20 protein-coding genes are annotated in these 26,977 nt (G+C 46.3%); 16 read left to right on the top strand and 4 right to left on the bottom strand.

The window, feature by feature from the left end; translation table 11 throughout:
• Nucleotides 1–59 precede the first annotated feature (59 nt).
• A complete protein-coding gene (locus ONT18_RS03980; RefSeq protein ID WP_264904199.1) occupies nt 60–1,046 on the top strand; it encodes a hypothetical protein in 987 nt (328 codons plus the stop codon).
• 32 nt (nt 1,047–1,078) lie between these two features.
• A complete protein-coding gene (locus ONT18_RS03985; RefSeq protein WP_264904201.1) occupies nt 1,079–2,686 on the top strand; it encodes an OmpP1/FadL family transporter in 1,608 nt (535 codons plus the stop codon).
• Nucleotides 2,687–3,134: 448 nt separating this feature from the next.
• Here the strand turns inward: ONT18_RS03985 and ONT18_RS03990 are convergent, their stop codons facing one another.
• Nucleotides 3,135–5,219 carry a protein-disulfide reductase DsbD family protein gene (locus ONT18_RS03990; RefSeq protein ID WP_264904203.1) on the bottom strand — a complete coding sequence of 695 codons (2,085 nt, stop codon included), beginning with the start codon at nt 5,217–5,219 and terminating at the stop codon, nt 3,135–3,137.
• Between the two features lie 195 nt (nt 5,220–5,414).
• On the opposite strand from ONT18_RS03990, the gene ONT18_RS03995 reads away from it, so the two are divergent.
• From ONT18_RS03995 to ONT18_RS04060, 14 genes are all read left to right on the top strand, one after another.
• On the top strand, nt 5,415–5,819 hold the full coding sequence (locus ONT18_RS03995; protein WP_233400560.1) for a hypothetical protein: 405 nt from the start codon (nt 5,415–5,417) through the stop codon (nt 5,817–5,819).
• A gap of 110 nt (nt 5,820–5,929) precedes the next feature.
• Nucleotides 5,930–7,150, top strand: a complete 1,221-nt coding sequence (locus ONT18_RS04000; RefSeq protein ID WP_233400561.1) for an efflux RND transporter periplasmic adaptor subunit — start codon at nt 5,930–5,932, stop codon at nt 7,148–7,150.
• A 51-nt stretch (nt 7,151–7,201) separates the two neighbouring features.
• A complete protein-coding gene (locus ONT18_RS04005) occupies nt 7,202–10,360 on the top strand; it encodes an efflux RND transporter permease subunit (RefSeq protein WP_264904204.1) in 3,159 nt (1,052 codons plus the stop codon).
• A gap of 20 nt (nt 10,361–10,380) precedes the next feature.
• Entirely contained in the window at nt 10,381–11,661 is a 1,281-nt protein-coding gene (locus tag ONT18_RS04010) for a TolC family protein (RefSeq protein ID WP_264904205.1), read from the top strand.
• 491 nt (nt 11,662–12,152) lie between these two features.
• Nucleotides 12,153–13,688, top strand: a complete 1,536-nt coding sequence (locus ONT18_RS04015; RefSeq protein ID WP_264904206.1) for a MutH/Sau3AI family endonuclease — start codon at nt 12,153–12,155, stop codon at nt 13,686–13,688.
• A gap of 2 nt (nt 13,689–13,690) precedes the next feature.
• Nucleotides 13,691–15,421: a DNA (cytosine-5-)-methyltransferase gene (gene dcm, locus ONT18_RS04020; RefSeq protein WP_217313937.1), complete on the top strand. Its 1,731-nt coding sequence runs from the start codon at nt 13,691–13,693 to the stop codon at nt 15,419–15,421.
• A gap of 68 nt (nt 15,422–15,489) precedes the next feature.
• The gene (locus ONT18_RS04025) at nt 15,490–16,479 is read left to right on the top strand and encodes a hypothetical protein (protein ID WP_264904207.1); all 990 of its coding nucleotides are present in this window, start codon (nt 15,490–15,492) and stop codon (nt 16,477–16,479) included.
• A complete protein-coding gene (locus tag ONT18_RS04030) occupies nt 16,445–17,509 on the top strand; it encodes a hypothetical protein (RefSeq protein WP_264904209.1) in 1,065 nt (354 codons plus the stop codon). Before ONT18_RS04025 ends, ONT18_RS04030 begins: the two co-directional genes overlap by 35 nt.
• Nucleotides 17,510–17,782: 273 nt before the next feature.
• Nucleotides 17,783–18,148: a hypothetical protein gene (locus ONT18_RS04035; RefSeq protein ID WP_264904211.1), complete on the top strand. Its 366-nt coding sequence runs from the start codon at nt 17,783–17,785 to the stop codon at nt 18,146–18,148.
• Between the two features lie 291 nt (nt 18,149–18,439).
• A complete protein-coding gene (locus tag ONT18_RS04040) occupies nt 18,440–19,771 on the top strand; it encodes a hypothetical protein (protein WP_118255290.1) in 1,332 nt (443 codons plus the stop codon).
• Nucleotides 19,768–20,814, top strand: coding sequence for a CHC2 zinc finger domain-containing protein (locus ONT18_RS04045; protein ID WP_264904214.1), 1,047 nt, complete (start codon nt 19,768–19,770; stop codon nt 20,812–20,814). The genes ONT18_RS04040 and ONT18_RS04045 overlap by 4 nt, the downstream gene beginning before the upstream one ends.
• Before the next feature lie 16 nt (nt 20,815–20,830).
• Nucleotides 20,831–21,052 (top strand): DUF4248 domain-containing protein, encoded by a 222-nt coding sequence (locus ONT18_RS04050; RefSeq protein ID WP_117586186.1) that lies wholly within the window; start codon nt 20,831–20,833, stop codon nt 21,050–21,052.
• Between the two features lie 341 nt (nt 21,053–21,393).
• Nucleotides 21,394–21,582, top strand: coding sequence for a hypothetical protein (locus ONT18_RS04055; protein ID WP_118065068.1), 189 nt, complete (start codon nt 21,394–21,396; stop codon nt 21,580–21,582).
• 43 nt (nt 21,583–21,625) lie between these two features.
• Nucleotides 21,626–22,177, top strand: coding sequence for a hypothetical protein (locus ONT18_RS04060; protein WP_006846604.1), 552 nt, complete (start codon nt 21,626–21,628; stop codon nt 22,175–22,177).
• A gap of 46 nt (nt 22,178–22,223) precedes the next feature.
• On the opposite strand, the gene ONT18_RS04065 is transcribed toward ONT18_RS04060, so the two are convergent.
• From ONT18_RS04065 to ONT18_RS04075, 3 genes are read right to left on the bottom strand one after another with little or no spacing between them, the layout of a single operon-like run.
• Nucleotides 22,224–22,811, bottom strand: a complete 588-nt coding sequence (locus ONT18_RS04065) for an AbgT family transporter (RefSeq protein ID WP_264904217.1) — start codon at nt 22,809–22,811, stop codon at nt 22,224–22,226.
• 27 nt (nt 22,812–22,838) lie between these two features.
• Nucleotides 22,839–23,564, bottom strand: a complete 726-nt coding sequence (locus tag ONT18_RS04070) for a DUF5932 domain-containing protein (RefSeq protein WP_264904219.1) — start codon at nt 23,562–23,564, stop codon at nt 22,839–22,841.
• Nucleotides 23,565–23,584: 20 nt separating this feature from the next.
• Nucleotides 23,585–26,932 carry a DUF5112 domain-containing protein gene (locus tag ONT18_RS04075; RefSeq protein WP_264904221.1) on the bottom strand — a complete coding sequence of 1,116 codons (3,348 nt, stop codon included), beginning with the start codon at nt 26,930–26,932 and terminating at the stop codon, nt 23,585–23,587.
• Nucleotides 26,933–26,977 lie beyond the last annotated feature (45 nt).

The following is a 26,977-nucleotide window of genomic DNA, read 5'->3' on the forward strand; positions in this document are numbered from 1 at the left end:
GGTTTATGATGGATCTGGAAAGAGAAAAATGGAGAAAAAAATTAATAGGAGAACAGAATATGAAAAGAAAGTATCTTCTTGCAGTCCTTATCGCAGCTGCGATGCCACTCACTTCGATGGCACAGGACGATGACCTCTACTTCAATCCGAAGAAGGAGGCCAAAAAAAAGGCTGAAAGACGGGCTCTGCTCCAGCGCCAGTATGCTGAACAGCGGGCACGTAGAGATAGTGTTTATCGGCTGTTTTGGAGCGGAAGCGACCGTTCGGTAGATGAATACAATCGGGGCGGCAGAATCTTCAGCCATTATGAGAATGTAGGGAAAGATTCCCTGGGCAACGACATTATTCAGTTCCATGTGGGCAAGGGTGTGGCGCCAGACAGCATTTATGATGATGCTTACTTCGCCCAGAAGTATGCTGACAGGGATGAAGATTTCGTACGCACACGCGAGATGAGCCGATGGGACGGATTCTATGATCCGTGGTTCTACGATTATTATGGTTACGGTCCTTACTATTGGCGCAGCCGCATGTGGGGCTGGCACAATCCTTGGCGCTACGGCTATTATGCCGGCTGGTATGATCCTTGGTTCGACCCTTGGTACGATCCATGGTATTATGGTTACTGCGGATGGTATGGTGGCTGGTACGACCCTTGGTATTATGGCTGGGGCGGCTACTACAATCCTTGGTATTGGGGAGGTCCGGTAATCGGGCATGTTAGCTATGGTGGATTTGCTGGCAACATTCGCTATAACAACCCAGGTCGTATTGATGGTTCTAATCACCAGTATACAGGTGTTGGCGGTAATAATCGTAATACTTATTCACGCCGTAGTGGTTCTAACCGTAGTTTTGGCCAGCGTCAGAATACCGGCAACTTTAACAATAACTCTTCTTGGGGTAGTCGTAGTAATTCTGGCTTTAGTAACAGTAGCGGTAATTTCGGAGGTGGTAGCTTCGGAGGTGGCGGCCGTTCCGGTGGCGGTAGCTTCGGAGGCGGTGGTGGTCGCTCTGGTGGCGGCAGCTTCGGAGGAAGAAGATAAATTGATAACAATAATTAGTATTTGAGAAGATTATGAATAATTTAAAACATATATTCTTTGCCAGTATGCTCATGGCTAGCATGACGGCTGCTGCGCAAGAAACTTATCAGGACGCTAAGTTGGCTGCACCCCAGCTTACTGGTACTGCCCGCTATGTGGGTATGGGTGGTGCTATGGAAGCCTTGGGCGCCGATATTTCCACTATCAGCAGTAACCCTGCTGGTATTGGTCTTTTCCGTAAAAGCCAGGTGACTCTTACTGCAGGAGTTATCGCCCAGACAGATGCAGAGAATTATACGGAGTATAATGATGCTCGTATTACTTTTAATGGTAAAAAAAGTCATCCTACCTTCGACCAGGTTGGTATTGTATGGAGTCCGAAAAACAAAGGTGCCAATTGGTTGAATCTGGCTTTCAATTATCATAAGAGTGCCGACTTTGGACAGATTCTGAATGCTGCCGGAGCTTTAAAGAATGTTTCTCTTAACAAAATAACTGCTGCAAAGAATTACAAAGAGTATGCTGGTTGGACCAGCCAGGATGCTAACCTTGGTGGATATAAGGATAATTCCGGAAACTATCAGCCTGGTTTGTTTACTGTTCCTACTGATGGTGGTTTGGCTTATGCTGAGGCTAATAAGTATTTGTTTGGTCAGTATCAGCATGGTTATATTGGCACCTATGATTTCAACATTAGTGGCTCGCTTAATAATCAGGTTTGGCTTGGTTTGACAGTCGGACTTCATGATGTTCATTACAATAGTAATTCTCTTTATTCTGAAGACTTCGTTGATGGCAATATAATGGATTCATTTGAGCAGTTGAAGATTACTGGAACAGGATTTGATGTGAAGGCGGGTGTTATCTTCCGTCCAGTCAAGGATTCTCCTTTCCGTATAGGTGCTTATTTTAATAGTCCTATCTTCTATGATCTCACAGTTAGTGGCGATAATGATATTACTATTTCGGGAAATAATGATCCTGCTACCTATGAGGAAAAAGATGGAAGTCAGCAGCCTTGTTATGTCAAGGGTAGTAAGGGACAGAGTATAGATTATGATTTCCGTCTCAATACACCATGGAAGGTGGGCGCCAGCTTGGGTCATACTATAGGAAATTATCTGGCACTTGGTGCAACTTATGAATATGCCTGGTACGATCATATGGACAACCGTGTGAAGGATGGTGGTTATTATGATTCCTATTGGGGAGACTATTATGAGAGCAGTAGTAGTGATGAGGCTATGAATCACGATACTCAATTGAACCTGCAAGGTGTAAGTACCTTGAAGTTAGGTGCAGAGATTAAGCCTGTTGACATGTTGTCAATCCGATTAGGTTATAATTATGTATCGCCAATGTATAAAGATAATGCTTTACGCGATCAGACATTTGACAGTAATGGTGTTTACATAGCTTCTTCTGCTGATTATACCAACTGGAAGGCGACAAACCGTTTTACTTTAGGTGTAGGTTTCAATTACCAGAATTTGGCTATAGATGTGGCTTATCAGTATTCTTCTCAAAAGGGAGATTTCTATCCATTCGAAAGTTTTACGGATATGGGCTGCTCTGTTAATGCAACCAAGGTTGACAACAAGCGCCATCAGTTGCTGATGACCGTTGGCTATAGGTTCTAAAATGTGAAGTAGAGGAGTTATTGATTAAATAATGTGAAATCCCGATAAAAAAGCCCACTCTTAGAAAAAAAGTTGGGAAAAAGTTTGGCGGTTTCATATAAAAGCCCTATCTTTGCAATCAAGAAATCGGGATGATTTCGTGTCATAGATTAGGTTTTTAGATTAAAGGTGTTATTCACCTTATTTTCTAGGATTAAAAAATATTAGTTTTTTTAGTGGTTAATTTAGTTTTAGTAAGTATGTTTAGGGTCTGTTGTGAAACAGGCCCTATTTTTTTGTGCCTATACAAAAAAATCCCCCAACAGGAAGGCTTGGAAACCATTACCTGTCGGGGGAAAGTATTAATCCTAAATAAATCTACCTTGAATAAACTAATCTATTGAAATTTATCCTTCATAAATCTACTTAAATGAACCAATACCGGCCTTATTAACTATAAAATCTTATATTATTTGTTTCTGTAATTATCCAGACCCTTGTTCAGGAAGTCGAGATAAGCACTAACATCTTCTTTGAAACTGAAGGCTGCTGCAAGAGGATTGCCGTCGTTGTCAATAGCCACATAGAATGGCTGGGCATTAGCTCCAAACTTGCTTGCCTGCAGATAACTCCACTTGTCGCCAACGGTTCGCAGGGTGCGCTTCTCGCCATTAAACGTTACCTCCATAGGCTCAGGAAGAGGAGTCTTGTCATCTACATAAAGAGAGATGAGAACATAATCCTTTGTCAGCTTATCTGCAACCGAAGGATCTGTCCAAACAGAAGCCTCCATCTTGCGGCAGTTTACACAACCATAACCCGTAAAATCAAGCAATACCGGTTTTCCGGCAGCCTTTGCCGCAGCCATTCCCAGCTCGTAATCCTTGTAAGCAGGCTCTACGGTCTTGGTGTTGAGGTTGAAGTCCTGTGTATTAATAGGTGGAGCAAATGCGCTCACAGCCTTGCAAGGAGCACCCCAGAGACCTGGAATCATGTAAACCGAGAATGCCAAAGAACAGAGACCCAACATGATGCAAGCTACAGGCATAGGCTTGTTGATGTCGCCTCCGATTGCATCAACCTGGAACTTCAGCTTGCCGATGAGATAGAGACCCAACAGACCGAAGATGACAATCCAGAGAGAGAGGAATACCTCGCGGTCCATGATGTGCCAGCCGTAAGCCAGATCGGCTACAGAAAGGAACTTCAGAGAGAAGGCAAGCTCGACGAAGCCGAGCACAATCTTGATGGTCTCCATCCAAGAACCCGACTTAGGAGCCGACTTCAACCATGATGGGAAGAGGGCGAAGAGGGTGAATGGGAGCGCCAGAGCAAGCGCAAAACCGAACATTCCCACGGTAGGAGCGAGCCAGTCGCCGGATGTAACGGTCTGAACCAGCAGCAAACCGATGATAGGAGCTGTACATGAGAAGCTGACCAATACCAGGGTGAAAGCCATCAGGAAGATAGAAATCATACCCGTGGTGCTGGAAGCCTTGTTGTCCACCGCATTTCCCCAACTGTCAGGCAATTTGATTTCGAACCAACCGAAGAACGAGAAGGCGAAAACGGCAAGCAGGAGGAAGAGGATGATGTTAAAAACGGCACTTGTGCTGAGCGCATTCAGGGTGCTAGGACCTGCAATGGCTGTTACGGCAAGACCCAAAAACAGATAGATGACGACGATGCTCAAACCATAAGTAATCGCATCGCGGATTCCTTTCTTCTTATCGTTCTTAGCACGCTTCAGGAAGAAACTTACGGTCATCGGGATGATAGGCCAGATGCAAGGCATGACGAGCGCAAGCAGACCGCCCACAAAACCGATGAAGAAGATATAGAAGAGCGAATGGTTGGCGATGTCGTTAGCTCCGCCAAATGCCTGAAGTTCTTTAACAACCGGTTTCCATAAATCCTTGACGTTCAGATTTTCCATAGCAGATGCCAAAGCTGCGGAATCTACGGGTTGAGTAGCGCTGTCGGTCTGAACCAGGGCTGCAACCTTTGCCAGCGAATCGGCCTTCATCTTGGCAGCAAGAGCAGGATCAATCGCCTTTGCATTCAGAGCATCTTTTGCTCCAGCTGCAGGAGCATCAACGGCTGGCGATTTGCCACTCTTCTTAAAACCAGCCTCGCTTGGTGGCAGACAGTTCTGGTCGTTGCAGGCGCCATACTCCAGATAGGCATCAATATGATAATTTGGTTGGGTAAACTTCACCTTCTGTACAAAGGTAACGCTACCTTCAAAATAACGGAGTTTCATCTCGAAGAGAGGGTCGAACTTTGCAATCTCTCTGCCGCGTGGCTGAAGTTTTCCTACGAGCTCAACACCTTCAAGCTTGTTTACGTTGAACGAAGCGGAAATCGGACCGTCGCCACCCAAACCGGTAGAGTAGACGTGCCATCCCGGTTGGATTTTTCCGCTAAACACGATTTCGGCCACAGCACTTCCGTCTGTTTTCAGCGAGCTGGTGAACTTCACAGGGTTCATCATCTGCGCCTGAGCCAGCATTACTACAAGGAGTAATTGAAAGATTAAAAATACTTTTTTCATTTCTATTTTTGAATTTTATGTTGCAAAGTTACTAAAAACTAATCATATTACGTATTCAAAGGGCTTTAAGGGTACTCGGTTTTAATATTTTTAAGAAAAAATGCTAATTTTCTTTGTTTTACTTGGCTCTTTCGTACTTTTAATGTAATTTTGCGGACGGAAAAAAGCAATCCTAAAATTTGGAAACAGAATAAAATGGCAAAGAAGAAACTATACTTGTTCAGCCTCTTTGTGGCCACGTTGAGTGTGCTGCTCTCTACGGTGGTGATGCATCATCACCACATGGGGCGTATTTGTATGGTTGTAGAACGTTGCCAGCAGGATGGTAATTTCAACGATGAGCATACTGAACATCATGAGAAAGAAGCCGATAGTTGCCGCGTGCATCAGCTGCACCATTTCGTAACCGGCTGCAAGATCATGAAGGGCATTCAGAAACAGCTTTTCGATGGAAACCATCTGCTTTCCATGCTTTCTTCTGAGTATTTGTTTATCCCAACCTCGTCGCTCATTAGCGTGCGTTGGCAGCAGTTTGCAGCCAGCCTTCCTTGCGTAGATGAAACGGTCATCAGTAGACGAGGACCTCCTTCTTTTTGTTGATTTTCTGTAGTTAGAGCAACCAGGATGCAGCTTTTGCAACCGGGTTGCAGGGTAAAGTGCGTACTTTTGCACCCAAGTTTTAATGAAATATCAATTTAAAAGAAGAAAAAATGAAAAGAATTTTGGTGGTTGCCGTTGCGGCAATCTTGGCCTGGTGTGGTTTCACCTTTTTCTCAAACCACGCCGGAGCAGAGGCTCATGCTGCCGGACACGGACATGAGCATGAACATGAAGAGGTGGATTTCGACAACATTCCGCTCTCTCAGAAACAGGTAGATGCTGTAGATTTGAAGATGGGCGAGGCGGTTGACCGTGTGATGGATGCTACGATTGCAGCCAACGGTCAGCTCGTTTTGCGCGCCCAGAACAAGGGCGATGTGGCTTCGCTCATGGGGGGCGTAGTAAAGGCTATCTATGTAAAGGAAGGACAGAATGTGAAGCGCGGACAGGTTGTGGCTCTGGTTGAAAATACCGATGTGGTCAGTCTGCAACGCGAATATTATTCTGCCAGCAAGGAGTGCGAACTGGCACTTGCCGACCTGGAGCGACAGAAACTGCTGAACAGGACAGGAGCTGGCGTCAAGAAGAATGCGCAGCAGGCTGCCAAGGAGTATCATGTGGCCCACGCCAACCTCATCGGCATCGGCAAACAGCTTGCCCAGATGGGCATTTCTACCGCCGCCGTTGCCAGGGGTAAGTTTACCACAGCCTTCCCTTTGCGTGCTCCGATTCCGGGTACGGTTTCGCAGATTACAGCCAGTCTGGGCAGCTTTGTCGATATGCAGACGCCGCTCATGAAGATTCAGAACAACCAGGCTGTAGAGTGCGATCTGAACATTTTTGAGAAAGATCTGCAGAAGGTAAAGCCGGGCGATAAGGTTTATCTCTCGCTTACCAATCAGCCGGGCGTAAAACTCGCAGGTCATGTTTACGGCTTAAACCAATACTTTAACGATAATTCCAAATCTGTTGCTGTTCATGTAAAAATAGATGCGCAGTCTCTTAAAACAAGCGGCGTTCACGGCTCAGCCCGACTCTTCGACGGAATGTATGTAAGCGGCAAGATAGCTATCGGCAGCCAGTCGTGCATCGCTCTTCCTTCCAAGGCCATCGTCAGTACCGACGGCAAGCAGTTTGTCTTCGCTCTGAATGGCAAACCAAAGAAGGGCGAGTACAGTTTCTCCCGCCATGAGGTCATTACGGGCGTTTCGGACGGTACTTATACCGAGGTAAAACTCTGCAAGCACCTGAAGCAGGAAGGAAAGAAGATTGTGACAGAAAACGCGTATTATCTGGCTTCGCTCACGGGCGAGCATGCAGATGAGCATTAATATAAGGTAAGTTTTTTCATCAATAAAGAGCTTTTAAAAGAAAGACAGATTATGTTTCAGAAACTGATTACTTACTCCATCCGCCACAAGCTGGTGGTGGGAGTATTCACGATAGCCCTCATCGTCTGGGGCATCGTTTCGCTCATCCATCTTCCTTTCGATTCTACGCCAGATATTACCGACAATCAGGTTCAGGTCATCACTCAGGCGCCTTCGCTCGGAGCGCAGGAGGTGGAGCAATACGTAACTACTCCGGTAGAAATGGCACTCGCCAACATCCCCGAACTCAAGGAGCGAAGAAGCATCTCGCGAAGCGGACTCTCGGTCATCACCCTCGTCTTTGATGATGATGTAGATATTTACTGGGCACGTTCGCAGGTGAGCCAGATGCTGACCCAGGTGGAGAAAGATTTGCCCAAGAATACGGAAACTGAGATGGGACCGATTGCTACCGGACTGGGCGAGATTTACCATTATACCGTGCGCGCCGAGAAGGGTTACGAGCACAAATATTCGCTAACCCAGCTGCGAACCATCCAGGACTGGATTGTGAGAAAGCAGCTCTCGGGAACCCCGGGCGTAGCGGAAGTGAGCGGCTGGGGAGGCTACGTGAAGCAATACGAAGTGGCCATCAATACGGATAAGCTCAACGCCAGCAATCTTACCGTGAGCGAGGTGTTTGATGCGCTCGAAAAGAATAACGCCAACACGGGCGGAAGTTATATAGAGGAAAACTCTAACCAGTATTTCATCCGCGGCATAGGCGTGGTGAAGAGTCTGGAAGATGTGGCGAACATCGCCGTCAAGACCGTGAACGGTACTCCTGTTAAGATAGGTGATGTGGCGAAGGTTCAGCTGGGTCACGCCACCCGTTTCGGAGCCGTTACCCGAAATGGCGAGGGCGAGGTGGTAGCCGGAATTGCCATCATGCTGAAAGGCGAAAACTTTCAGGAGGTTATCAGGAATGTGAAGTTGCGCATAGAGCAGATTCAGAAATCTCTGCCCGAGGGCGTGGTCATCGAACCGTTTATCGACCGAACCAACCTGGTTGACCGTGTGGAGGGAACCATCGCCCGAAACCTGATTGAGGGCGGACTCATCGTCATCTTCGTGCTAGTTATTTTCCTGGGCAACTGGCGGGCCGGACTGGTTGTGGCGAGTGTCATTCCGCTCAGCATGCTCTTTGCTTTCGGCATGATGAAGACCTTCGGAATCGACGGCAATCTGATGTCGCTCGGAGCCATCGATTTTGGTATGATAGTCGATTCTGCCGTCATTATCGTAGAGGCTGTTGTGGCCCATCTGGGCGTGAAAAGTATAGAGCGGAGAGCGAGAATTTCTTCCGATACTCCCATCCGTTTCTCTCAGGCAGAGATGGATGAGGAGGTTCATGATTCCGCTTCGCGCATCCGCAAGAGTGCGGCATTTGGCGAAATCATCATCATGATAGTTTACATTCCGCTGATGACGCTTGTTGGCATCGAGGGCAAGATGTTCCGTCCGATGGCGCTTACCGTTTTCTTCGCCATTCTGGGTGCCTTCATCCTCTCGCTCACCTATGTTCCGATGGCAAGTGCGCTCTTCCTGAGCAAGAAGGGACATGTACGTAAAACATTCAGCGACAGAATGATAGGGAAGTTGCAGGGCTGGTACCGACCGGTTCTTGAATGGGTCTTGTCGCGATATAAGGATGTGATTACCGGCGCCGTTTCGCTCTTCTGCATGAGTGCCGTAGCCTTCCATTTTCTGGGTGGAGAATTCATTCCGAGCCTGGAAGAGGGCGATTTTGCGGTAGAAATGACCATGTCGCAAGGCACGTCGCTCTCGCAGATGGTAGAGAGCTGCTCCAAGGCGGAGAAACTTCTGAAGGCTGAATATCCTGAAATCAAGCAGGTGGTGAGCCGCATAGGTAGCGCCGAGATTCCTACCGATCCGATGCCGGTAGAAAGAGCCGACATCATGGTGGCGCTCAAGCCGAAAGCCGAATGGACTTCGGCAGAAACTACCGCCGAGCTGATGGAGAAGATGGAAGAAACCCTGAAGACGATTCCGGGCTTGGAGGCTGAGATTTCGCAGCCTATCCAGATGCGCAACAACGAGTTGCTTACGGGCATCAAGCAGGATGTGGCGATTAAGATTTTTGGTGACAATCTAGATGTGCTTATCCAGCAGGCTGATAAGGTTTCTCGTATGATAAAGAATGTGCCGGGCGTGAGTGGAATCTTCGTTGAAGAGGTTTCCGGATTGCCTCAGATTCAGGTAAAATACAACCATGAACGCATGGCGGCTTATGGGGTAACTGTTGACGAAATCAACCGCATTCTTGAAACCACCTTTGCGGGCGCTACGGCTGGAGCAGTTTACGAAGGCGATAAAAAATTTGACATCGTCCTGCGTCTTGACCCTAAGGAGCGCAACTTCCAGTCGCTTCAGTCGCTCTGTATTCCGCTGGCTGGTGGCGAGAGCATTCCGCTTTCCCAGTTGGCTGATGTGGTTTACGAACCGGCTCCGGCTCAGGTTTCTCATGAGAATGGCGCCCGCCGCATCTACGTAGGTTTCAACGTGAAGGGTAGGGACGTGCAGAGTACCGTGAAGGATATTCAGTCCATTCTTGATGAGAAACTGAAGCTGCCTGAGGGCTACTATTATAATTATGGTGGCGAGTTTGAGAATCTTCAGAGTGCCACCCAGCGCCTGCTTATCGTGGTTCCGGTAGCGCTCATCATCATTCTGCTGCTACTCTATGCCACGGTCAAGAATCTGCGCGAATCACTCTTCGTGTTCTCCGCCATTCCGCTTGCTGCGATAGGTGGCGTCTGGGCGCTCTGGTTGCGCGGAATGCCTTTCAGTATTTCGGCGGGCGTAGGTTTCATCGCCCTCTTTGGTGTGGCTGTTCTCAACGGCATCGTGCTGATAGGTCAGATGAACCAGATGCAGAAGCAGACGGCTGCGGTTTCTGCGGAAGATGACGTAAGTAGGTCGGTTGTTATTCAGAAAAGAATTATTGACAGTTGCATGATACGTCTCCGTCCGGTTCTGATGACGGCTCTGGTAGCTTCTATGGGTTTCCTCCCGATGGCTTTATCCCATGGCGACGGAGCAGAAGTCCAGCGTCCTCTTGCCACGGTTGTAATTGGCGGTCTCATTACCAGCACGCTTCTCACGCTCCTGGTTCTGCCAGCCATCTACAAGATGTTTACGAAAAAGTAAGATTTCAAGATATGAAAATAATGAACAGAATAAAAATAACAGAAAATAGGGTGGTGGCTTGCTTTGCCGCCATCCTTCTCCTGCTGCCAGGCACAGCTGTAGCCCAGCATTTTGATGCTCATATTGCGGGCAGGAAAGTTACCCTGCAGGAATGTTTCGATTTGGCTGCCCGACAGAACCTTCAGATGCAGGCTGGAAAGAAGTCGGTAGAGCGTGCGCAGGTGATGCAAGGCACGGCTTGGGAGCTGGATAAAACCGAGGTTTCCTTCTCGCAAAACCCAGCCACGGGAGGCGAATCGGACAACGGCTTTACCTTTACCCAAAGCCTCGATTTTCCTACCGTCTACGCCTCGCGCCGCAACCAGCTCAAGGCTGAAACCCAGGCAGAAAAGAGCCGCTTGAATGTGGTCAACCAGCAACTGAAGGCTGAAATCGCCAACACCTATTATCAGATGCTTTATCAGTCTCACAGACTCCAGATATTGCTGCGAATCGACTCTGTATTAGAGCGTTACAGCAAGATAGCAGAAATGCGTTACAAGGCAGGAGAGAGCCGCCAGCTGGAATATCTCTCAGCCGACCGCAAATGCAACGAAAACCGCTTGGAAATGGCTGATGTGAAGAGCGAAATCGAGCGTCTGCAAATCGACCTCATGTCGCAGCTCAACACGCAGGAGCCCGTAAAACCGGCAGAAGAGAATCTCTCGGCCATCGCAGCCCAGAATCTCAGTTCCTATCATTATCAGCAGTCTGCCGACGGCATTTACCGGCAGGATAAACTCATCGCTCTCGATAAGGAAATCAAGGCAGTCAAATCAGGTTTTGCTCCGAGTTTATCCTTATCTTTGCGCACCCAATGTGTCATTTCCAGTTGGAATCCATACAACATAGACCGTTCAAGATTTGCCGAGGGCAATTTCTTCGGTTTCGAGATTGGCGTAGGCATTCCTTTGTTTTATGGTTCTACGAAGGCAAAGGTCAAGGCAGCTCAGAAAAACCGCGAATTGGCTGAAATCGAAATGCGTCAGGAGCAGACAGAGAAAGAGCGTGATTACCGTCTCTGTACGAAGCGCCTGCAGGCAGCATCCAACCGTCTGAAATATTACGAGCAGAACAACCAGGCACATTCTGCGCAAATTTCGAAGTTGAGTGCGATAGAATATGAAAATGGCGAAATTTCGTATATTGAATACGTGAATGCCATCGAGGAAACCATAGATGTTCTGATGAAGCATGCTGATGCGATTAATGAATACAACCAGGCAGTAATCGCCATCCAGCGGCTCACGGGCATGATGTAAGATTCTGTTCTGAGATTTTTCTTTTTGATTGAAATGAGAATTAATCTCAGAACAGGCAGAAAGTAAGAAATGATCAGAAAGGGGTGAACCGGTTCCATTTTCAGGCTCCAAATTTCACCTCTTTCTTTATCTTATAACGCCTATTTACCATAATACCGGTTAGAATTAAAAAGAGGAAAGTAAAAAAGGAGGAATTTTTCCGTTACTTATTACGCCTAGCTACCAGAGGAGTTCTTTATTTTGAAAGATGATGAAGTTGCAAGATGGGAATACGAAAGAGATTAGATAAATTTACCATCCCTAGGAAGCCAACATCAAGATAAAGATTAGTAGAAAACAGAAAAATGTCAATCAAAAGATCAGAATTTTTCTAAGGATTAGAGTTAAAGATCGTGATCAGACGCCAAGTTTATGAAAAGTTTTAGTACCTTTGCAAATTGACTTCGGTCAACATATGCATAAACCGATGAAAACAATTTAAAACTTAGCAGATGGCTGTATCAGAAGATAGAAAATTTACGAAAGAACAAGTCTATACTCTACTTGAAGGAGCAAAGGGCAAGACTCTTGGTGAGGTTGATAAATCCCACCAGTTTGCTCGTACCTTAGAAAGTAAAAAGATTACAGGTATCGCTGGAGACGTAATAGAACAATCTGTTTTTGGTTACAAAAAAGACAGCAAACAGGAATGTGATATTGAGATTGATGGTGTTCTTACGGAAGTTAAGACCACCGGAGTACGTGTTCCCAAAAGAGACCAAAAGAATGCTAATGGAAAGACTGGTGAAGCTTATAATGTTTACCTAGGTGCAAAGGAAGGTATCAGTATTACACATGTTACCTTTGAACCGCCGATTCAGACTGACTTCGATACATCTCATTTTTGGGAAAAAACAGAACGGCTTTTAATCATCTTCTATGAATATAAATCTTACGAGGTTGTACCTGCCTCCGGTTATGCTAAGTTCCCTATTGTTGACTACTGCTACAATTCTTTCTCACAAGAAGAAAAAGACAAATTACAAAATGACTGGGAGATTGTAAGTAGTCACCTGCAGCAGGTTTATCATGATTATCAGGATGCAGAAAAGCGTAATGAACAACTGGTTGGTTTCACTCACCTTCTTCGTCCAAATCTCTTGCTGATAGAATTAGTTCCAGGATTCAAGCGCACAGCAACAGGCTCTTACCAAAAGCCCCGATATAGATTGAAACAAACTTTTGTTGATTACATCGTACGAGGACATTTTGACAAAAGCAGAGCAAAGAACGAAATCGTACTGAAAGAATCTTTTTCAAGTTTCGCCCAGCTGGATGCTCGTTGCCATGCACTTACATTAAAGTATAAGGGTAAGACTCTGCCTGAGCTAAGAGAAATGCTCGGAATAGATGCTAAGGTCAAGGATATTTCAGCTAAATGCGTTATCCGTATGTTCGGAACCGATTGTAATAGGTTAAATCAGATTTCAGACTTTAACAAAGCTGGTATCATAGCGAAGACCATCACGATTACGCCCCAAGGTGGAAGAACAGAGGATATGAAGCTCAAGCACATCGACTTTGAAGAATGGGCAGATAGAGATGTAGACTTTGAAGATTCCGATGTGTACGATTACTTCTGTGAGCACAGCTTCCTCTGCCCTATCTTCTGTGAGTATGATAGTAAAGACCCGAGCAAGACCGTTTTTGAAGGTTTTAAACGCTTTGCATTTGATGAAGAATTCATCGAGAATGAAGTTCGGCGTACCTGGGAGGATTCCAGAAATCTGATTCATAGGAATGAGTTGGAATGGGAATACGTTTATGACAAAAAGGGTAATAAACGTATGAACAATAGCGGTTCTTATATGGGAGCCCCAAACTTTCCTAAGTGTTCCGAATATAAAGTATTCTTCCGAGGAGGAGCTAATGTTTCGACAGAGAAAACAAGAACAGAAAGTGTGAACGGCATAAGAATGCTTCCGCAGTTTTTCTGGCTCAAGGGTTCATATATTGCTAAAAAATTACAAGAAATTCCATACATATAAATATGTCTAAAAATACAATAAAGGTAGTAGAACTATTTGCAGGTGTAGGAGGTTTCCGCATAGGTTTAGAGGGAGCTTCTGATGCCTATGAAACCATTTGGAACAACCAATGGGAACCATCAACCAAACACCAAGATGCTTCGCTCGTATATACAGCACGCTTTGGTTCAAAAGGTCATAGCAACCAAGATATTAATACAGTACCAACAGCTGATATTCCTGATCATGACTTGTTGGTAGGCGGCTTCCCCTGTCAAGATTATTCTGTAGCTTCAACTCTTAGCCGTTCTGGTGGAATTGAGGGTAAGAAGGGCGTGCTTTGGTGGCAAATCTATCGCATCTTAAACGAGAAGGGTGATAATCGTCCAAGCTACATTTTCTTTGAGAATGTCGACCGTTTGCTCGGTTCGCCTGCCAAGCAACGTGGACGTGATTTTGCAATCATTCTTGCTTCACTCGCAGATTTGGGCTATACGGTAGAATGGCGAGTAATCAACGCAGCAGAATACGGAATGCCTCAGCGCAGACGCCGTACTTATATTGTCGGTTACCGTGAGAATTCAAATGTTTCAAGGCAAGTACAAGAGTTGAAGGATTGGGTGCTTTATGAAGGCGTGCTGGCAAAGGCTTTTCCTTTTAAACCGAAGGACAAAACCCTCTCTGAATTTGAGATTAAAGGAACTATTAAGGAGGTTTCGGATAATTTCAACAAGGAAGGAAAAGACAGTCCATTTGGAAATGCCGGTATCATGCGCAACCGTTGCGTATATTCGGTAGATGCTGAGGCGGTTTATGATGGCCCAGTTATGACACTTGGCGGCAATATCGTTGATGAGTCCCTGGTACCAGAGGAGTTCTTTATTCCGCAAGATGAAGTTGCAAGATGGGAATACGAAAAGGGTGCAAAGAAAATAGAACGCACTACCAAGGAAGGTTTCAAGTATCTTTTCTCTGAGGGCGGAATGGCGTTCCCTGATTCCCTGGATAAGCCTTCACGTACAATCATTACAGGTGAAGGAGGGGCTGGTGCATCACGCTTCAAACATGTCATCAAGACTGCATCAGGTCGCTATCGCCGACTGATACCTATAGAATTGGAGCGTCTGAATATGTTCCCAGACAACCACACCTTGCATCCCGATGTTACGGATGCTCGTCGGGCCTTCCTGATGGGAAATGCTTTGGTGTGCGGAATCATTCAGCAGATTGGCAAGAGCCTTTACCGCTTCATCTATGAGAAGGAACCGGTTTCTACCCATCCGATAGATATTAAGCGTGACTCTCAACCAAAGCTGAATTTTGGCTTATTCTCAGAATTGAATCCTGAGTTGAAAATAAATAAGCCGAAGAAAAGCTACACCTTGGATATGAACAAAAGTCTCTTGGTAGGCTTTGTCAAGGAAGATAATACAGATTATTTCCTAGATGGTGGTCAGACAAAGATTTACTATACCGGTAAGACCAAGTCTTTCCCATCGACTGTTGCGCTCAACAAGCTTTACTATTTCATGCCTTATATCAAGGGCAAGGGTGTCAAGGATTTGTATCTCATCCGCATAGCTCGCATAGGCTGCAAGGCAGAGATTCATCCAGAGTCAAATGATAAAGACCCACGCCTTGTGTTCGAACTGGAATATTTAGAGAGCTTGCCAAACTACATGATGCTGAAGCCTAATATCTTCAACACCTATAGAAACACAGTTCTAGGAAGAGTGATGGGGGAAATAGAATAATTCTATCCCCTATCCTTCTTCAAGGAGAGATATTAATATATTGATAAAATCTTAAAATCTTAAAAAGAATGAGCGAATACATTATTCACAACATAGGTTTAACTGTCGTCCCACAGTTTGATTTTGATGAAAACGAAGAGAAAGATAAGCCAGTATCCTTGTTTCCTAACTTTTACCTGGGCAAAATCATTGGGAAAAAGGGAAGCGAATTGAGTATAAATAGAACCAGACGTGGAGAAGGAGAAGAACATATTCCCAATTGTGTTCTAAGAAACGAAAATGGTATTGCCTTAATAAGAATCCATAATAAGGAAAATCTTACAATCTATGATTTGCCTGATAGTACTGAGAAAGAAGTACAGGATTGTATTGGTACTTCTCAGTATAGTTATCCATATGCTTATGTAATCGTAGATTATCGCAATGAGAGATGCCAAATTGCCATTGAAAAATCATCGGCATGGGACGGAAACACAAAAACCATTAGGAATGGTCTAGAGATTTTTTTTAATGATAAATTATATAGCAGCATGGGCATACATACTACGATAAAAGAAAAAACTATAAGAACTCAATTTGAAGATTTTATTGATTGTAGAACTATTGATTACGGAGATATAATTGAAGAGTTTACATTCAAATATGTAAATACTAAACATTGTCCTACGACAAGAATTCCAAAAGAGTTGACGGAGGAGATGGAAATGCGCTCAAAGATATTAGAAACATATGGAGCTCTAAGTGCCACCACAACTATGAAATTAGGTACAGGCTCTAAAACTGATAAGCTGAAACAACTTTCTGCTGTAGTAGGTTATAGCAGCGATAATGCGTTTGATTTGGTTGTGAAATTTCGCAATTATGGCGAGTATACATGCAACGAAAATATCATAGCCAAATATCCGATGAATGATATAGTTATCAGCAATTATAAGGAATATATGACTCCAGAAATTGAAACTAGCGATTTTGATTTGACCAAATGGCTGGATGAGGTGTTTTACAAAGTAAAAGAAAGAAAAGATGACAAAGAGATTCCAACAAAACCAAAGAGATAAACTGAAAGAACATTTCAAAAATCATATCTTTTACAGGCTATGTCGTGAAGTTCGTGATGTGTTTCTTCAGCAATACCCTGCAATCATTATCTCTACCGAGAATTTGTTTGTTGATGCAGCAAAAGAACTAGACATAATACTAAGTGATGGCGATATCGACGCAGATTATTGTAAAGATATGTGGACCAATTCTTTAACTATTTATCGAGAACAAGATAATACTCTTGCCGAAGTCGCAACAAGTCAAGCAGAGGTTGCTATGTTATTATATACCATTATGTTTGGTATTAATGCTGTCAACCATTCTCATTATAGAGGAAAACTACAAAGGACTCTGCATGAAAGTATTCATAAAATGTGGAAATGTAATAACCAATCAACCTGTATTGCAATAGAAATCAAGTTGAAGGAGTCGGTAAATCAATATACAGAGGAGATGATGGGATGGATGAAAGAGTATTTCGTTTCGCAATCAAATCTAACAGAAGAAATTAATGAAACTTTATCGTCTAAGAAAAATAATCCCCCAAAGAAGAATTGTAAAAGTGCAGAAGAGTATCCTACGTTCCATTATAATTGTAAGAATCAAGAAACAAGAGTGAAACGGATAAATCTTGTTATGAGAAAAATGCAAGAGTGGAAATGGATAGAAGAGCCAAGATATGCAGAAGATTTCGAACATTTGTTTGATGGAGAAAATAGGAATTGTAACATTAGATGGATAGGGAAACCTTTGGCTATTCTAACTGAATTAACCAAGCGTATTCTCGAGCAATCTTATATGGATAAGCAGAAAGGCGTTTCGGCTTCATCTATCGTTAAAAAACAATTTGGGAAAAACCGTAGTAGCAACACCGACAGATTGGATGAGAGTACTGAAAGGAAAATCAATATTATTTTATTTATTTTAGATTACAATAAAGAACTACCAGTCCTACGAAAAGAAAATGATGAAGATATTGACATTAGAGATATAGCTCTTCAAGATGCGTATAAAAAAGAGTTGCGTATAAAAAAGAGTTGCATATAAAAAATCTTCGTAGAATATATAAATGAACAAGGTTACCATTTCGGTTACCATATCGATATTTTTTTTGTTTTTTTATCCCGGAATTCTGTGTGCGTCATACGGAGTTTCGGGTTTGTTTTTTTATGTTACCACTTTTTTGTTACCATTTTATAGTTTTTTGGTAACAAAATCGGCATTCTTTACCCCATTGTCAGAAGCTGAACAATTCAGTTTTTGACCATCTTACGCTATGGGCTAAGCAGATGGTCAAACCGCCCAAATTCTGATAAGCTTATGGCACAGAATTTTAATTTCTATAATTTCTACCCAAACACAGAATTGGGTATCAACCTCAAGTTGATGACTAAGGAGCCAGGGCGCATGGCTGTTGGCGAGTATCTGGATGGAGCCATTACGCACGACGGCGAAGACCACTTCACCTTTGTGCAGAATGACCAGGAGAAGAAACAGCAGAAGATGGTGCTGAGAAATCCGCACGTGTATGAAGGAAAGTACATCAACGTGAACCGCAAGAAAGACGGTACGCTCTACCCTACTTTCAACCGCCCGCAGTTCTCAGAGCGCTTCACCTTCCAGGACTTCTGCCAGGGTGCCGCCAACGAGCTGCGCATCATTAGCGGCAAGAGTGATGACAGATAAACGGAGTCGAGGCTTTCTAGAGGAAATGGGGACTCCGGGGATGCCGGTAACAGGATTATCCCTACCCTCATTTCCTCTTCAAAACAGTCTCAAATCTCAGTCTCAGTTAGGATAAATGTCACAATCCAACTTCAAACCCGCTTCTTAAGTCTTTATAACTTATTGATTATTAATTAGTTATATATAATATATATAGGAAGCGAGACCATAAAAAAACAACTGAGACTCTGAGACTGAGACTGCAAACAAGAAAAAATGAACATGAAATTTGATTTAACTCTCTAAAAAGCAATGGATTATAATATTTTTAGCAACATCGCTCCGGCGATGCCAAAACCCAGCAAGGGTACTGAATTTGTAAAATTTGCCATCTCTCAGGCATCAAAAGACATGCAGGAAGTGCTCATTCCGATGGCAATTCCGGCATTAGCAGCTCATCTCACAGACGTAAGATTCATGTATTCCGACAACAAATATTACGAAATGTGCGGGCAAATGGGCCATCTGATAGGTCCGTCGGGTATCGGAAAGGCACAGTTGGGTCATCTTGTAGAGGCCATCATGAGACCTTTTAGAAAGCATGATGAGACTGAGTTCAAGAAACTGGTTGACTGGCAGCGACAGATGAAAACCAAGGGCGCCAACAAGGAAAAACCGGAGCGCCCGGACGTGAGTTTCTGGTTTCCACCTTCTGATGTTACCAATCCTGCCTTCATCCAGAACGCTATGGCTTGCGAACAGCTGGGCGGAAGAACCCAGTACATCAATCTGCCTGAGGTGGAGATGGCCGACAGAATGTGTGGTGGGCATAAGCAGGTGAGCCAGATGGTAAGAAATATCTTCGACTGTCAGAGGGCTGGAGCCTTGCGAGCCACGGCTGATGGCGTAACGGGCAACCCTCTGCTCCGTGTGAACCTCACCTTTACCTCTACTCCCGAGGCGGCCCGACTCTTCTACAAGAAAGACCTGACCAATGGTTTCTTCGGACGCATACCTTTCGCCTACAAAGCCCGTGGCGAGCGAAGCGGAAAGATTCCGCGACAGGGAACGTACAACAAAGATTTCCTTGAAAAGCTCGATGGCTACCTGCTGAGGCTGGACAACTGCAAAGGCAGTTTTGTGGTGAAGCCACTCAACAAGATAGCCGACAAGCTGGCAGAGGAAATGGCACGCCTTGCCGACCTTGCTGATGATGATACGCTCTGGGAACTCTCCCACCGCAGCATCTTCTCGGCATGGAAGAAGGGAGCCGTGCTGTGGATTCTGAACGACCAGAGCTGGTCGAAATCCATCGGCGACTTCGTTGAATGGTTCTGCTACTACGATTTGTGGTCGAAGGTTAAGGTGTTCGGCGACATGTTTAAAACGGGAGATGGGCAGGAAGAGGCTCAGAGAAGCGGACCGAAAAACATGCTCGACCAGCTGGAGAATTCCTTCAACGAGCTGCAGTTGGAAACCCTGCGCCTGAGTCTGGGCAAGAATCAGGAAGGTACCAAGCATCAGCTCAACGTATGGAAGAACCGCCAGTTTATTACTTATAACAGCCAGACGAAACTCTATACCAAGACTGCTGAATATCTGACGGGTATACCGGCCAAGAAAAAGAAAGGGAAAGGGATATGATGGAGAAATATGAGATTCAGAAACTGCGCGAACTTCCGATAGAGAAGGTTGCGAAAGAGATGGGGATGAAGGTGGAGCACCATAAGGCGCTCTGCCCCTTCCATGACGACCACCACGCCAGCCTTACGTTCAACAAGATCAAGAATAGCTGCAGATGCTATGTCTGCATGAGGAATTCCATCGGCACCATCGACCTGGCGATGCGATACCTGGGGAAGGATTTCCCGGCGGCTTGCCGATGGCTCGCCGAGGAACATCAGATTCAGCTGGAGGAGGATTCTTCCTCGGGCTCTTCATCCGGTGATTCTTCTTCGGGTGACAATTCGGAGAAATCTTCCTTCGATGCAAGCAGGTATGCTAGATTCTTCGAACATCCCTGGCTCAACCAGGCAGCTCGGAGATTTCTTTTCGAGGAGAGGAAGATTGACTGGAGAGTGGTGAAGTGGTGCCGACTGACTTCCTGGACGGATAAGAAGGGCATCAACTGGCTGCAGATTCCTTACTTCGATACCGAAGGGCGGCTTATAGGAATCCAGAACAGAAATCTAGATTACACGAAGAAAAAATCTTCATCGGAAGGTGGTTCTTCTGAGGGGAATGTTTCTTCTGAAGAAAAAAGGCCGGGCGAAGAAAAGGAGCAGGATGCTCCCCGCTTCCGGTTCCCTTACGGCGCAAGATGCAGCATCTATAACCTGCCGGTTGTGAAGAGACTGAAAACGGGCGAGAGTCTGTTTATTACGGAGGGATGTAGCGACTGCTGGGCGATGCTTTCTGCCGGACATAAGGCGATAGCCATCCCTTCTGCCACGCTTCTCAAGCCCGAGGATAAGCAGCTGCTGACGGATATCGGAAGACTGTATCAGGTGGAATTCCACATGTTTCCCGATCAGGATGTGCCGGGCGAAAGCCTCTTCATGCAACTCAGGGAGATGCTCCCCCAGCTGGTTCACCACCAGTTGCCACCGGGCTGCAAGGATTTCAGCGAATACTATCTTTTAGGGCCTGCTGCACCTTCTGGGAGCAAGGAGCCGAAGAACAAATGATTTAAAAATTAAGATTATGGAAGATTTTATAAACCGCACGTATACGAAGAAGGAACTGGGACTGATGTACTTTCCCGAGAGTATGCCACGCACGGCCGTGAATCATCTCATGAGTTGGATTCGGCGTTGCCAGCCGCTCTGGGATGAATTGCAGGAGATGGGGTATGAAAAGACTTGCAAGTCGTTCACGCCCAAGCAGGTGAAGGCTATTATCGATAACCTCGGGGAACCGGGATAAAATGTTCCGCTATCGCATGGTATCGCATGTTATCGCACACCTGATAAATCGGGATTTCGTATCTTTGCATCGTGATTCAGAAAGCGCGCAAAATCACTTGCCCAGTTGGAGAAAAATATCTCCCTAATTGGGGAAATAAAAAAGGCCTGAAGAAGAGAACGAGGAAGCACAGGAAAACAAGACAACAGCCACGATTCTCTCACGGCAAGGCTTTTCAGAAAACAAGAGTAATGAAACCAAGACTCCAAGCCTCGAAACGAGTCGTTTCGCAAAGTACTTCTTCTAAGAGAAATCTGAGGAAAGAGGAAAAAACGAAACTTAGCAGGGGGCAGAAAAAAATCATGAACCAGAACATGAAGGCATTCATCCGGTATCTCATCGTGGCGATTTGCTCAGCCATCGTCACCTTCCTATCCAGCTCCTGCACGGCAGGACTCGTAATCGGAAAGAACCAGCGGCAACATCAGGAGAACAACATCTCCACCAAAGTAGATTCTACCTACTGCGTGCCAACCATCACCATCAGGTAGTTTTAGAGTTGATAGTTTATAACAATTTAAAATTCAAAAGATTATGGCAATTAATTTGAAAGCAAAGGAGACCCTTATCCAAGTAGGCGAAATGAAGGGTCAGTACAGATTCATCCTCGGTACCGAACTTTACAACAAGCTCTCAGAGAGCAAGGTTATCAAGGAGGCTGCTATCAGAAGCGGCGTTAGCGTGGGCGTGATGCAGGTTTGCTGGGATGCAGCAGGCGAGGTTATCAAGGCGTGGTGTACCGAAGGCCATTCCGTAGCCGTTCCGGGATTGGGAACCATGCGATTCGGCGTAAGAGCCAAGAGTGTGCCTACCGTAGGCGAAGTGGCTACCAGTCTGATTACCAACCGCCGTGTTATCTTCACCCCAAGCGTTGACATCAAGCGCGAGCTGCAGGAAACCTCCATCCAGATTACCTGTTACGACCGCAACGGCAAGGTGGTGAAAAACGTTACTTCCGACGATAAGGGCGATGTGGAAGACCCAGACAATAACCCAGGTGGCGGCGGTTCGGATAACACCCCGGGCGGCGGAAATACCGAAGGCGGCGGAACCACCGGCGGTAATGAGGGAGACGGCTTGGAGTAAGAAAAGAGCCCCTGATGCAAGGAAACGAGCATCAGGGGCTTTTATCTTACTCCATTACATAGAGGATGGATGTATAGAGCTGCATCACGAGAATGTAGAAAAGAAAGCAGGGCGAAAGGAGGCGGATGCCTTGATTCATCGCATCATAAACCTGACTGATGCCCTTGATGCTCTCGCTCATGATGCCGTAACTCATGCTCATCACCATGACCGAGAAACAGATGTACGGAATGAGACTATGCGTGAACGGACCCGGAAAGAGGGTTCCTACGGCATTCAGCAGAATGGCATGGGGCAAGAGGGTGAGCGCCAGCATGATACCTGCAGAGATGCACAACTCGATGAGCATCAGGCGCAAGGCTGTGCGCTGGCGATACTGGGTATGGTCGAAATGGAGCACCCTACTCTGCTTTACCACCCCGATGGTGATGCTGATGAGCACCAGCCAGACGAGCCATACAGAGATGAGATGGTCTACAAAATGGCCCGTAAACCAGCGGATGCCCTCGGGGCTGGTTAGAGAATGGGTGAACGACTCGGGCATCGCAGCTGTAAGCAGCCACGAAACCAGAATCACCACTACTTCGGCTATTCCCAACGATAATGCCAGATAGGCCAATACTTTCTTATACATTCTTTAAAAAGCGCTTATTGAAACGGGTTATTCTTCATCTGCCTGCAGATGGTCGATATCGAGGATGCGGAGCTCGCAGGCTTTTACCACCAGGCGGGTGGCGTTGATGCCCATGCCGTGGTTGCCGTCAGGGAAGAGTTTCTGAACCAGTTCTGCCTGTCGCTTCTCCAGACTCTTTACGCCGAAAGGCATTCCGCGCAGGTTGGTTATCTGCTCCTTGGTATAGCCTAGCGCAAGATGGCGCAGGAAACGCTCGTCATACTCATCAATCTCATAATTCACCAGAGCCTCCTGACGCATCAGCTGACTGTTTACGCTCCGCTTGAAACGGTCTACTATCTTCTGAAGGATAGGCTGGTTGAACACCAGTTTCTTACCTCTCATGCAGCTCGCTACATCGCCACGCGTAAGGAGTTCGCCACTCTTCAGAATGATGCCGTCGCAGCCCGCATCGAGCACATCTACCCAGAGTTTTTCGTTCAGAATTTCTCCTGTAAAGATGAGCACCTTCACGTCAGGATACTTCTCCTTGGTCTGGCGGCAGATTTCTACGCCTACCGTGGTGGAACCGCCCAGTCCGAGGTCGAGCAGAACCAGATCAGGCAACTGCTGCTTGATGAGTTTCCAATAGGCTATTTCGCTCTCGGCAGTACCAATGATTTCAGCCTCTGGAATATCATTCTTGAAGATACCCTCTGTGCCCTTCAGTTCCAGGGGCACGTCTTCTACTATGATGACTTTAAAATTTTCCATTTTCTGATATTTTTATTTTCTTATGATTTTAAACTTTTCCATTTGATGCGTGCCGGCAGCACGGCCTCTATCCTGAGGCAACCCTTATCGCCCTGGCAAGCCTTGATGCCGCAGCCGCGCAGATTGGTAATCTCGCCCAGTTCCCTCACAATCTGCCGGCACAGGAGATAGCGCAAATCGCCCGTCAGAGGGGTGAAGAGCTGGGCATGGAGCGCAGCATCATAGACCACATCCTGCTGGTCAATCCAATATCTCACGTAGGCAGAACCCGGAATCTCAGCCACTCCGGTATGGTAATCCTTGGAATTGCCGCGCATCAGAGAAACAAGATAGCGGTTCAGGAAATCATCTGCCTTGATGTTGCCTTCTACCTGCTCCATCGCCTGGGCGCTGAGCAGAGAATAGAGCGATTTATAATAAGCTACCAGTTCCTTGAGCGAATCAACATCATCGGGCTGCGAATCGATAAGCTGGCGGATGCGCGACGGATAATACATCGTTTCGTGCTTGAGCGTAGACAGACAGTTGTCGAGCACGGAATTGGAGATATGAAGCTTATCATTCTCATATTCAGCCCTATGCAGCTCATCAGTCATCAGCTCCAGTTTCAGGGATTCCTGCTCTGCCTCGTCAGTACGCTTAGCCTTGGTCTGCTCAATCATGGCAAACCGGTAGCTCAGCACGTGGCGGTAATAGAGCAGATAATAAGCCAGCGGCAACTGCAGCAGCAACAGGATGAGCAGCACCACGGCCACGGTCTTGGAGTTCTCGCTCTGCTGCATGGTGTGCACGTAATTATCGAGCGTATTATCGGCACTTATCTCGCGGAACAGCTGGGTATAAACCTTGTTGTTGCTCTGGTAGAGCGACCATTGGTGCAACGCCAGGGCAGCCACGGCACACTCGTTTCTCAGGTCCAGGATGACGTGATAATTGGTTGGCAGTCCGGAGCGTATCCAGGAGAGTTCTGCCGCCATTCCCACCTCCGGATGAGCCACCATGAGATACTTGCCGTCGGGATATTTCGACAGATAGAACGCGTTGAGATAATGGCGCGAAGAATCGGCAAAAGCCAGGGTACGCTGGTAGGTACGGTTGATATTGCTGAAGTAGGCACTATCTGCAAAATCGTCGGCACGCTGGAGATTGGCATCTACGTTCGTCTTGTGATGATTGTGGCGCTGGCGGATGTCGTTGGTTTTCTTTGCCTCACAAGGCTGGACCGAAGTCGACAGCAGCACGAAGAGCATGATGAAGATGCCCAGCAGCTGATGGGTTCGGCGGGCGATGCCTTTAGGCAGACGGAAACTGAAGCGGCTCCCCTCGCCCAACTTGCTTTCTGCCTTGATCTGGCAGCCGGCAAAGAGCGAACTCAACTTCTTATATTTCTCGATGATGCCCTTGCAGTTGAGCAGTCCGAAGCCGTGACCGCCCGTATAGGTCCGGTCGAAGACATGCGCCAGCTGCTCCTCGTCCATACCCTTTCCGGTATCAGAGATGCTGATTTCCACGAAGTCAGAAACCTTGGCGCTAATGGTTACCTTTCCGCCTTCGGGTGTAAACTTGCGGGCATTATCGGCTATGGTATTGATCATGAAGAGCGTAAGGATGCGGTCGGCCTTGACCACGGCATCTGTAGGTTCTACATCGAGTTTCACGCCCTGCATCTGGAAGCTCATCTTTCCCTTGCTTACAATATCGAAAAGCTGCTGGAGCGGGAAACTTTCGATACGCAGGTTGAGTGAGCCCTGGCGCATCTGAATCCACTCCGTAAGCACGTTGTTATATTGGTTAATCTTATCCGTGAGTTCGGCGATATACTGGTAACGTTCCTGCCGCACCCCATCGCTTTCGCCCCCTTCGGAAAGTCGGTTTACCTCGTGAATCATGCGGTCGATGAAAGGCGTAATGCTATTTACGAGCGAAATCTTAGCCCGTTGTTCCAGATTGCGTTTCTTGTTTTCTTCGATATGCAGTCGGGTTACGTTCAGTTCATCCTGAACCTCCTCCTGCTTATCTTTTAATTCGTTGATTTTCTTAGTGTTATTCTCGCTCCACTCACGCAAAGGTGCAAGCAGTTCATCCATCGACTGGTTCTTCATCTTCTTGCGCTTCATGTGATCGAAAACGTAGAGCAGAACCACCACGAGCACAATCATCGCCACCACGGCAGCAATCATCAGGTTGAGCTGCTGGGCGTTTTCGTCGAGCGCCGCGGCACGTGCTTCAAGCTGGCGATCCTGACGCGAACGGTCCTGCAAATCCAGATAGATATTGCGGTTGTAATCGCTCTGCTGCTTATCATCTATAGCCGAATAAACCAGGCAGAGTCTTTCACGTATCGACGCTACGAGGTCGGGTGCCTGCTCTATCGCCTTGTTGTCGTTCAGGGCATGATTCAGGCAGTCGAGCGCCGAAGAATAATCATGGATATCCCAGAAACATTCAGCCAGCGTACGGTTGGCTCCGGCAGTCTGATAAACATCTCCGTAGCTCGAAAAGAGGTTGAGGGCACGCTGGGCAAAGTTGCCTGCCAGCAGATTGTTTGGCATCTGCTCGATGTTGAGATACTGGAAGGCAGGCAGGTTGTTGCGTATGAGGAAATCGCTCACCTCTCCTTTTCTGAGGTGCTCGCTTATAGACTGCAGGGCGTTAGCCTGCCAGTAAGGATAAGGATGGGCAGGGTCGCTAGCCAGCATGTAGCAGCTGATCAGCCGGTCGAATTCCGCCTGATTGATTTCGTTTTCGGTTCCCTTGACGATAGCTCCGCCCGAACCTATATTATAAAGATAGTTGAGATATTGTGCCGAATCCTGTTCCAACTCATCTGGGTCCAGACGGTTAAGCTCCTGAAGCATCGGCTCGTCTAAGCCCACATAATAAAAATAGGTGGCGGCAACAATACTGAATTCAGATTTCGCATAAATCACGCGTTTGCTTTCCCTCGGGGGCATGGAATTCACCTCTTCGCGAATTCTGCGCAAACGCCTCATCGCTTTTTCGCGATAAGCATAAAAATCTTTGTTGTGCGATTCTCTCTGGCAGAGTCGCATGTTCTGAACATCGGCAATAGCGAGTTCTATTTGATTATCGCTCTCCTCTTCAACTTTCCTCAGCCATCCCTTGGCACCCTTGTAATCCATCTTGGCTATACAGACGAAGGCAAGGTTGTTATAGGCTTCGGCACGGCCTGAGGAATAATCTTCTGAAAGCTTCAAAGCCCTCTCAGCCAGCACTTTAGTAGAATCAAGATTGCGATAATGATAAGCATAGGATTGCTCGTTCAGCTCATCTACCCTAGCCTTATTCGCAGGAGAACAAGCTGAAAGAAAAAGTGTCGCCACCACCAGAACTGATGATGGCGACATGGAAAAAAAGGATGCTGAAATTTGCATCTAAATGAAAAATAGTCT

The organism is Segatella copri (assembly GCF_026015295.1).
Lineage (GTDB): Bacteria > Bacteroidota > Bacteroidia > Bacteroidales > Bacteroidaceae > Prevotella > Prevotella copri_C.

Excerpts from the sequence above, each read along its gene's own strand:
- ONT18_RS04065 (WP_264904217.1), bottom strand. The coding sequence starts at position 22,811 with ATGTATAAGAAAGTATTGGCCTATCTGGCATTATCGTTGGGAATAGCC.
- ONT18_RS04045 (WP_264904214.1), top strand. The coding sequence starts at position 19,768 with ATGATGGAGAAATATGAGATTCAGAAACTGCGCGAACTTCCGATAGAG.
- ONT18_RS04010 (WP_264904205.1), top strand. The coding sequence starts at position 10,381 with ATGAACAGAATAAAAATAACAGAAAATAGGGTGGTGGCTTGCTTTGCC.
- ONT18_RS03980 (WP_264904199.1), top strand. The coding sequence starts at position 60 with ATGAAAAGAAAGTATCTTCTTGCAGTCCTTATCGCAGCTGCGATGCCA.
- ONT18_RS04035 (WP_264904211.1), top strand. The coding sequence starts at position 17,783 with ATGGCACAGAATTTTAATTTCTATAATTTCTACCCAAACACAGAATTG.
- ONT18_RS04000 (WP_233400561.1), top strand. The coding sequence starts at position 5,930 with ATGAAAAGAATTTTGGTGGTTGCCGTTGCGGCAATCTTGGCCTGGTGT.
- ONT18_RS03990 (WP_264904203.1), bottom strand. The coding sequence starts at position 5,219 with ATGAAAAAAGTATTTTTAATCTTTCAATTACTCCTTGTAGTAATGCTG.
- ONT18_RS04050 (WP_117586186.1), top strand. The coding sequence starts at position 20,831 with ATGGAAGATTTTATAAACCGCACGTATACGAAGAAGGAACTGGGACTG.
- ONT18_RS04075 (WP_264904221.1), bottom strand. The coding sequence starts at position 26,932 with ATGTCGCCATCATCAGTTCTGGTGGTGGCGACACTTTTTCTTTCAGCT.
- ONT18_RS04070 (WP_264904219.1), bottom strand. The coding sequence starts at position 23,564 with ATGGAAAATTTTAAAGTCATCATAGTAGAAGACGTGCCCCTGGAACTG.
- ONT18_RS04060 (WP_006846604.1), top strand. The coding sequence starts at position 21,626 with ATGGCAATTAATTTGAAAGCAAAGGAGACCCTTATCCAAGTAGGCGAA.
- dcm (WP_217313937.1), top strand. The coding sequence starts at position 13,691 with ATGTCTAAAAATACAATAAAGGTAGTAGAACTATTTGCAGGTGTAGGA.
- ONT18_RS04005 (WP_264904204.1), top strand. The coding sequence starts at position 7,202 with ATGTTTCAGAAACTGATTACTTACTCCATCCGCCACAAGCTGGTGGTG.
- ONT18_RS04025 (WP_264904207.1), top strand. The coding sequence starts at position 15,490 with ATGAGCGAATACATTATTCACAACATAGGTTTAACTGTCGTCCCACAG.
- ONT18_RS04030 (WP_264904209.1), top strand. The coding sequence starts at position 16,445 with ATGACAAAGAGATTCCAACAAAACCAAAGAGATAAACTGAAAGAACAT.
- ONT18_RS04040 (WP_118255290.1), top strand. The coding sequence starts at position 18,440 with ATGGATTATAATATTTTTAGCAACATCGCTCCGGCGATGCCAAAACCC.
- ONT18_RS04055 (WP_118065068.1), top strand. The coding sequence starts at position 21,394 with ATGAACCAGAACATGAAGGCATTCATCCGGTATCTCATCGTGGCGATT.
- ONT18_RS03995 (WP_233400560.1), top strand. The coding sequence starts at position 5,415 with ATGGCAAAGAAGAAACTATACTTGTTCAGCCTCTTTGTGGCCACGTTG.
- ONT18_RS03985 (WP_264904201.1), top strand. The coding sequence starts at position 1,079 with ATGAATAATTTAAAACATATATTCTTTGCCAGTATGCTCATGGCTAGC.
- ONT18_RS04015 (WP_264904206.1), top strand. The coding sequence starts at position 12,153 with ATGGCTGTATCAGAAGATAGAAAATTTACGAAAGAACAAGTCTATACT.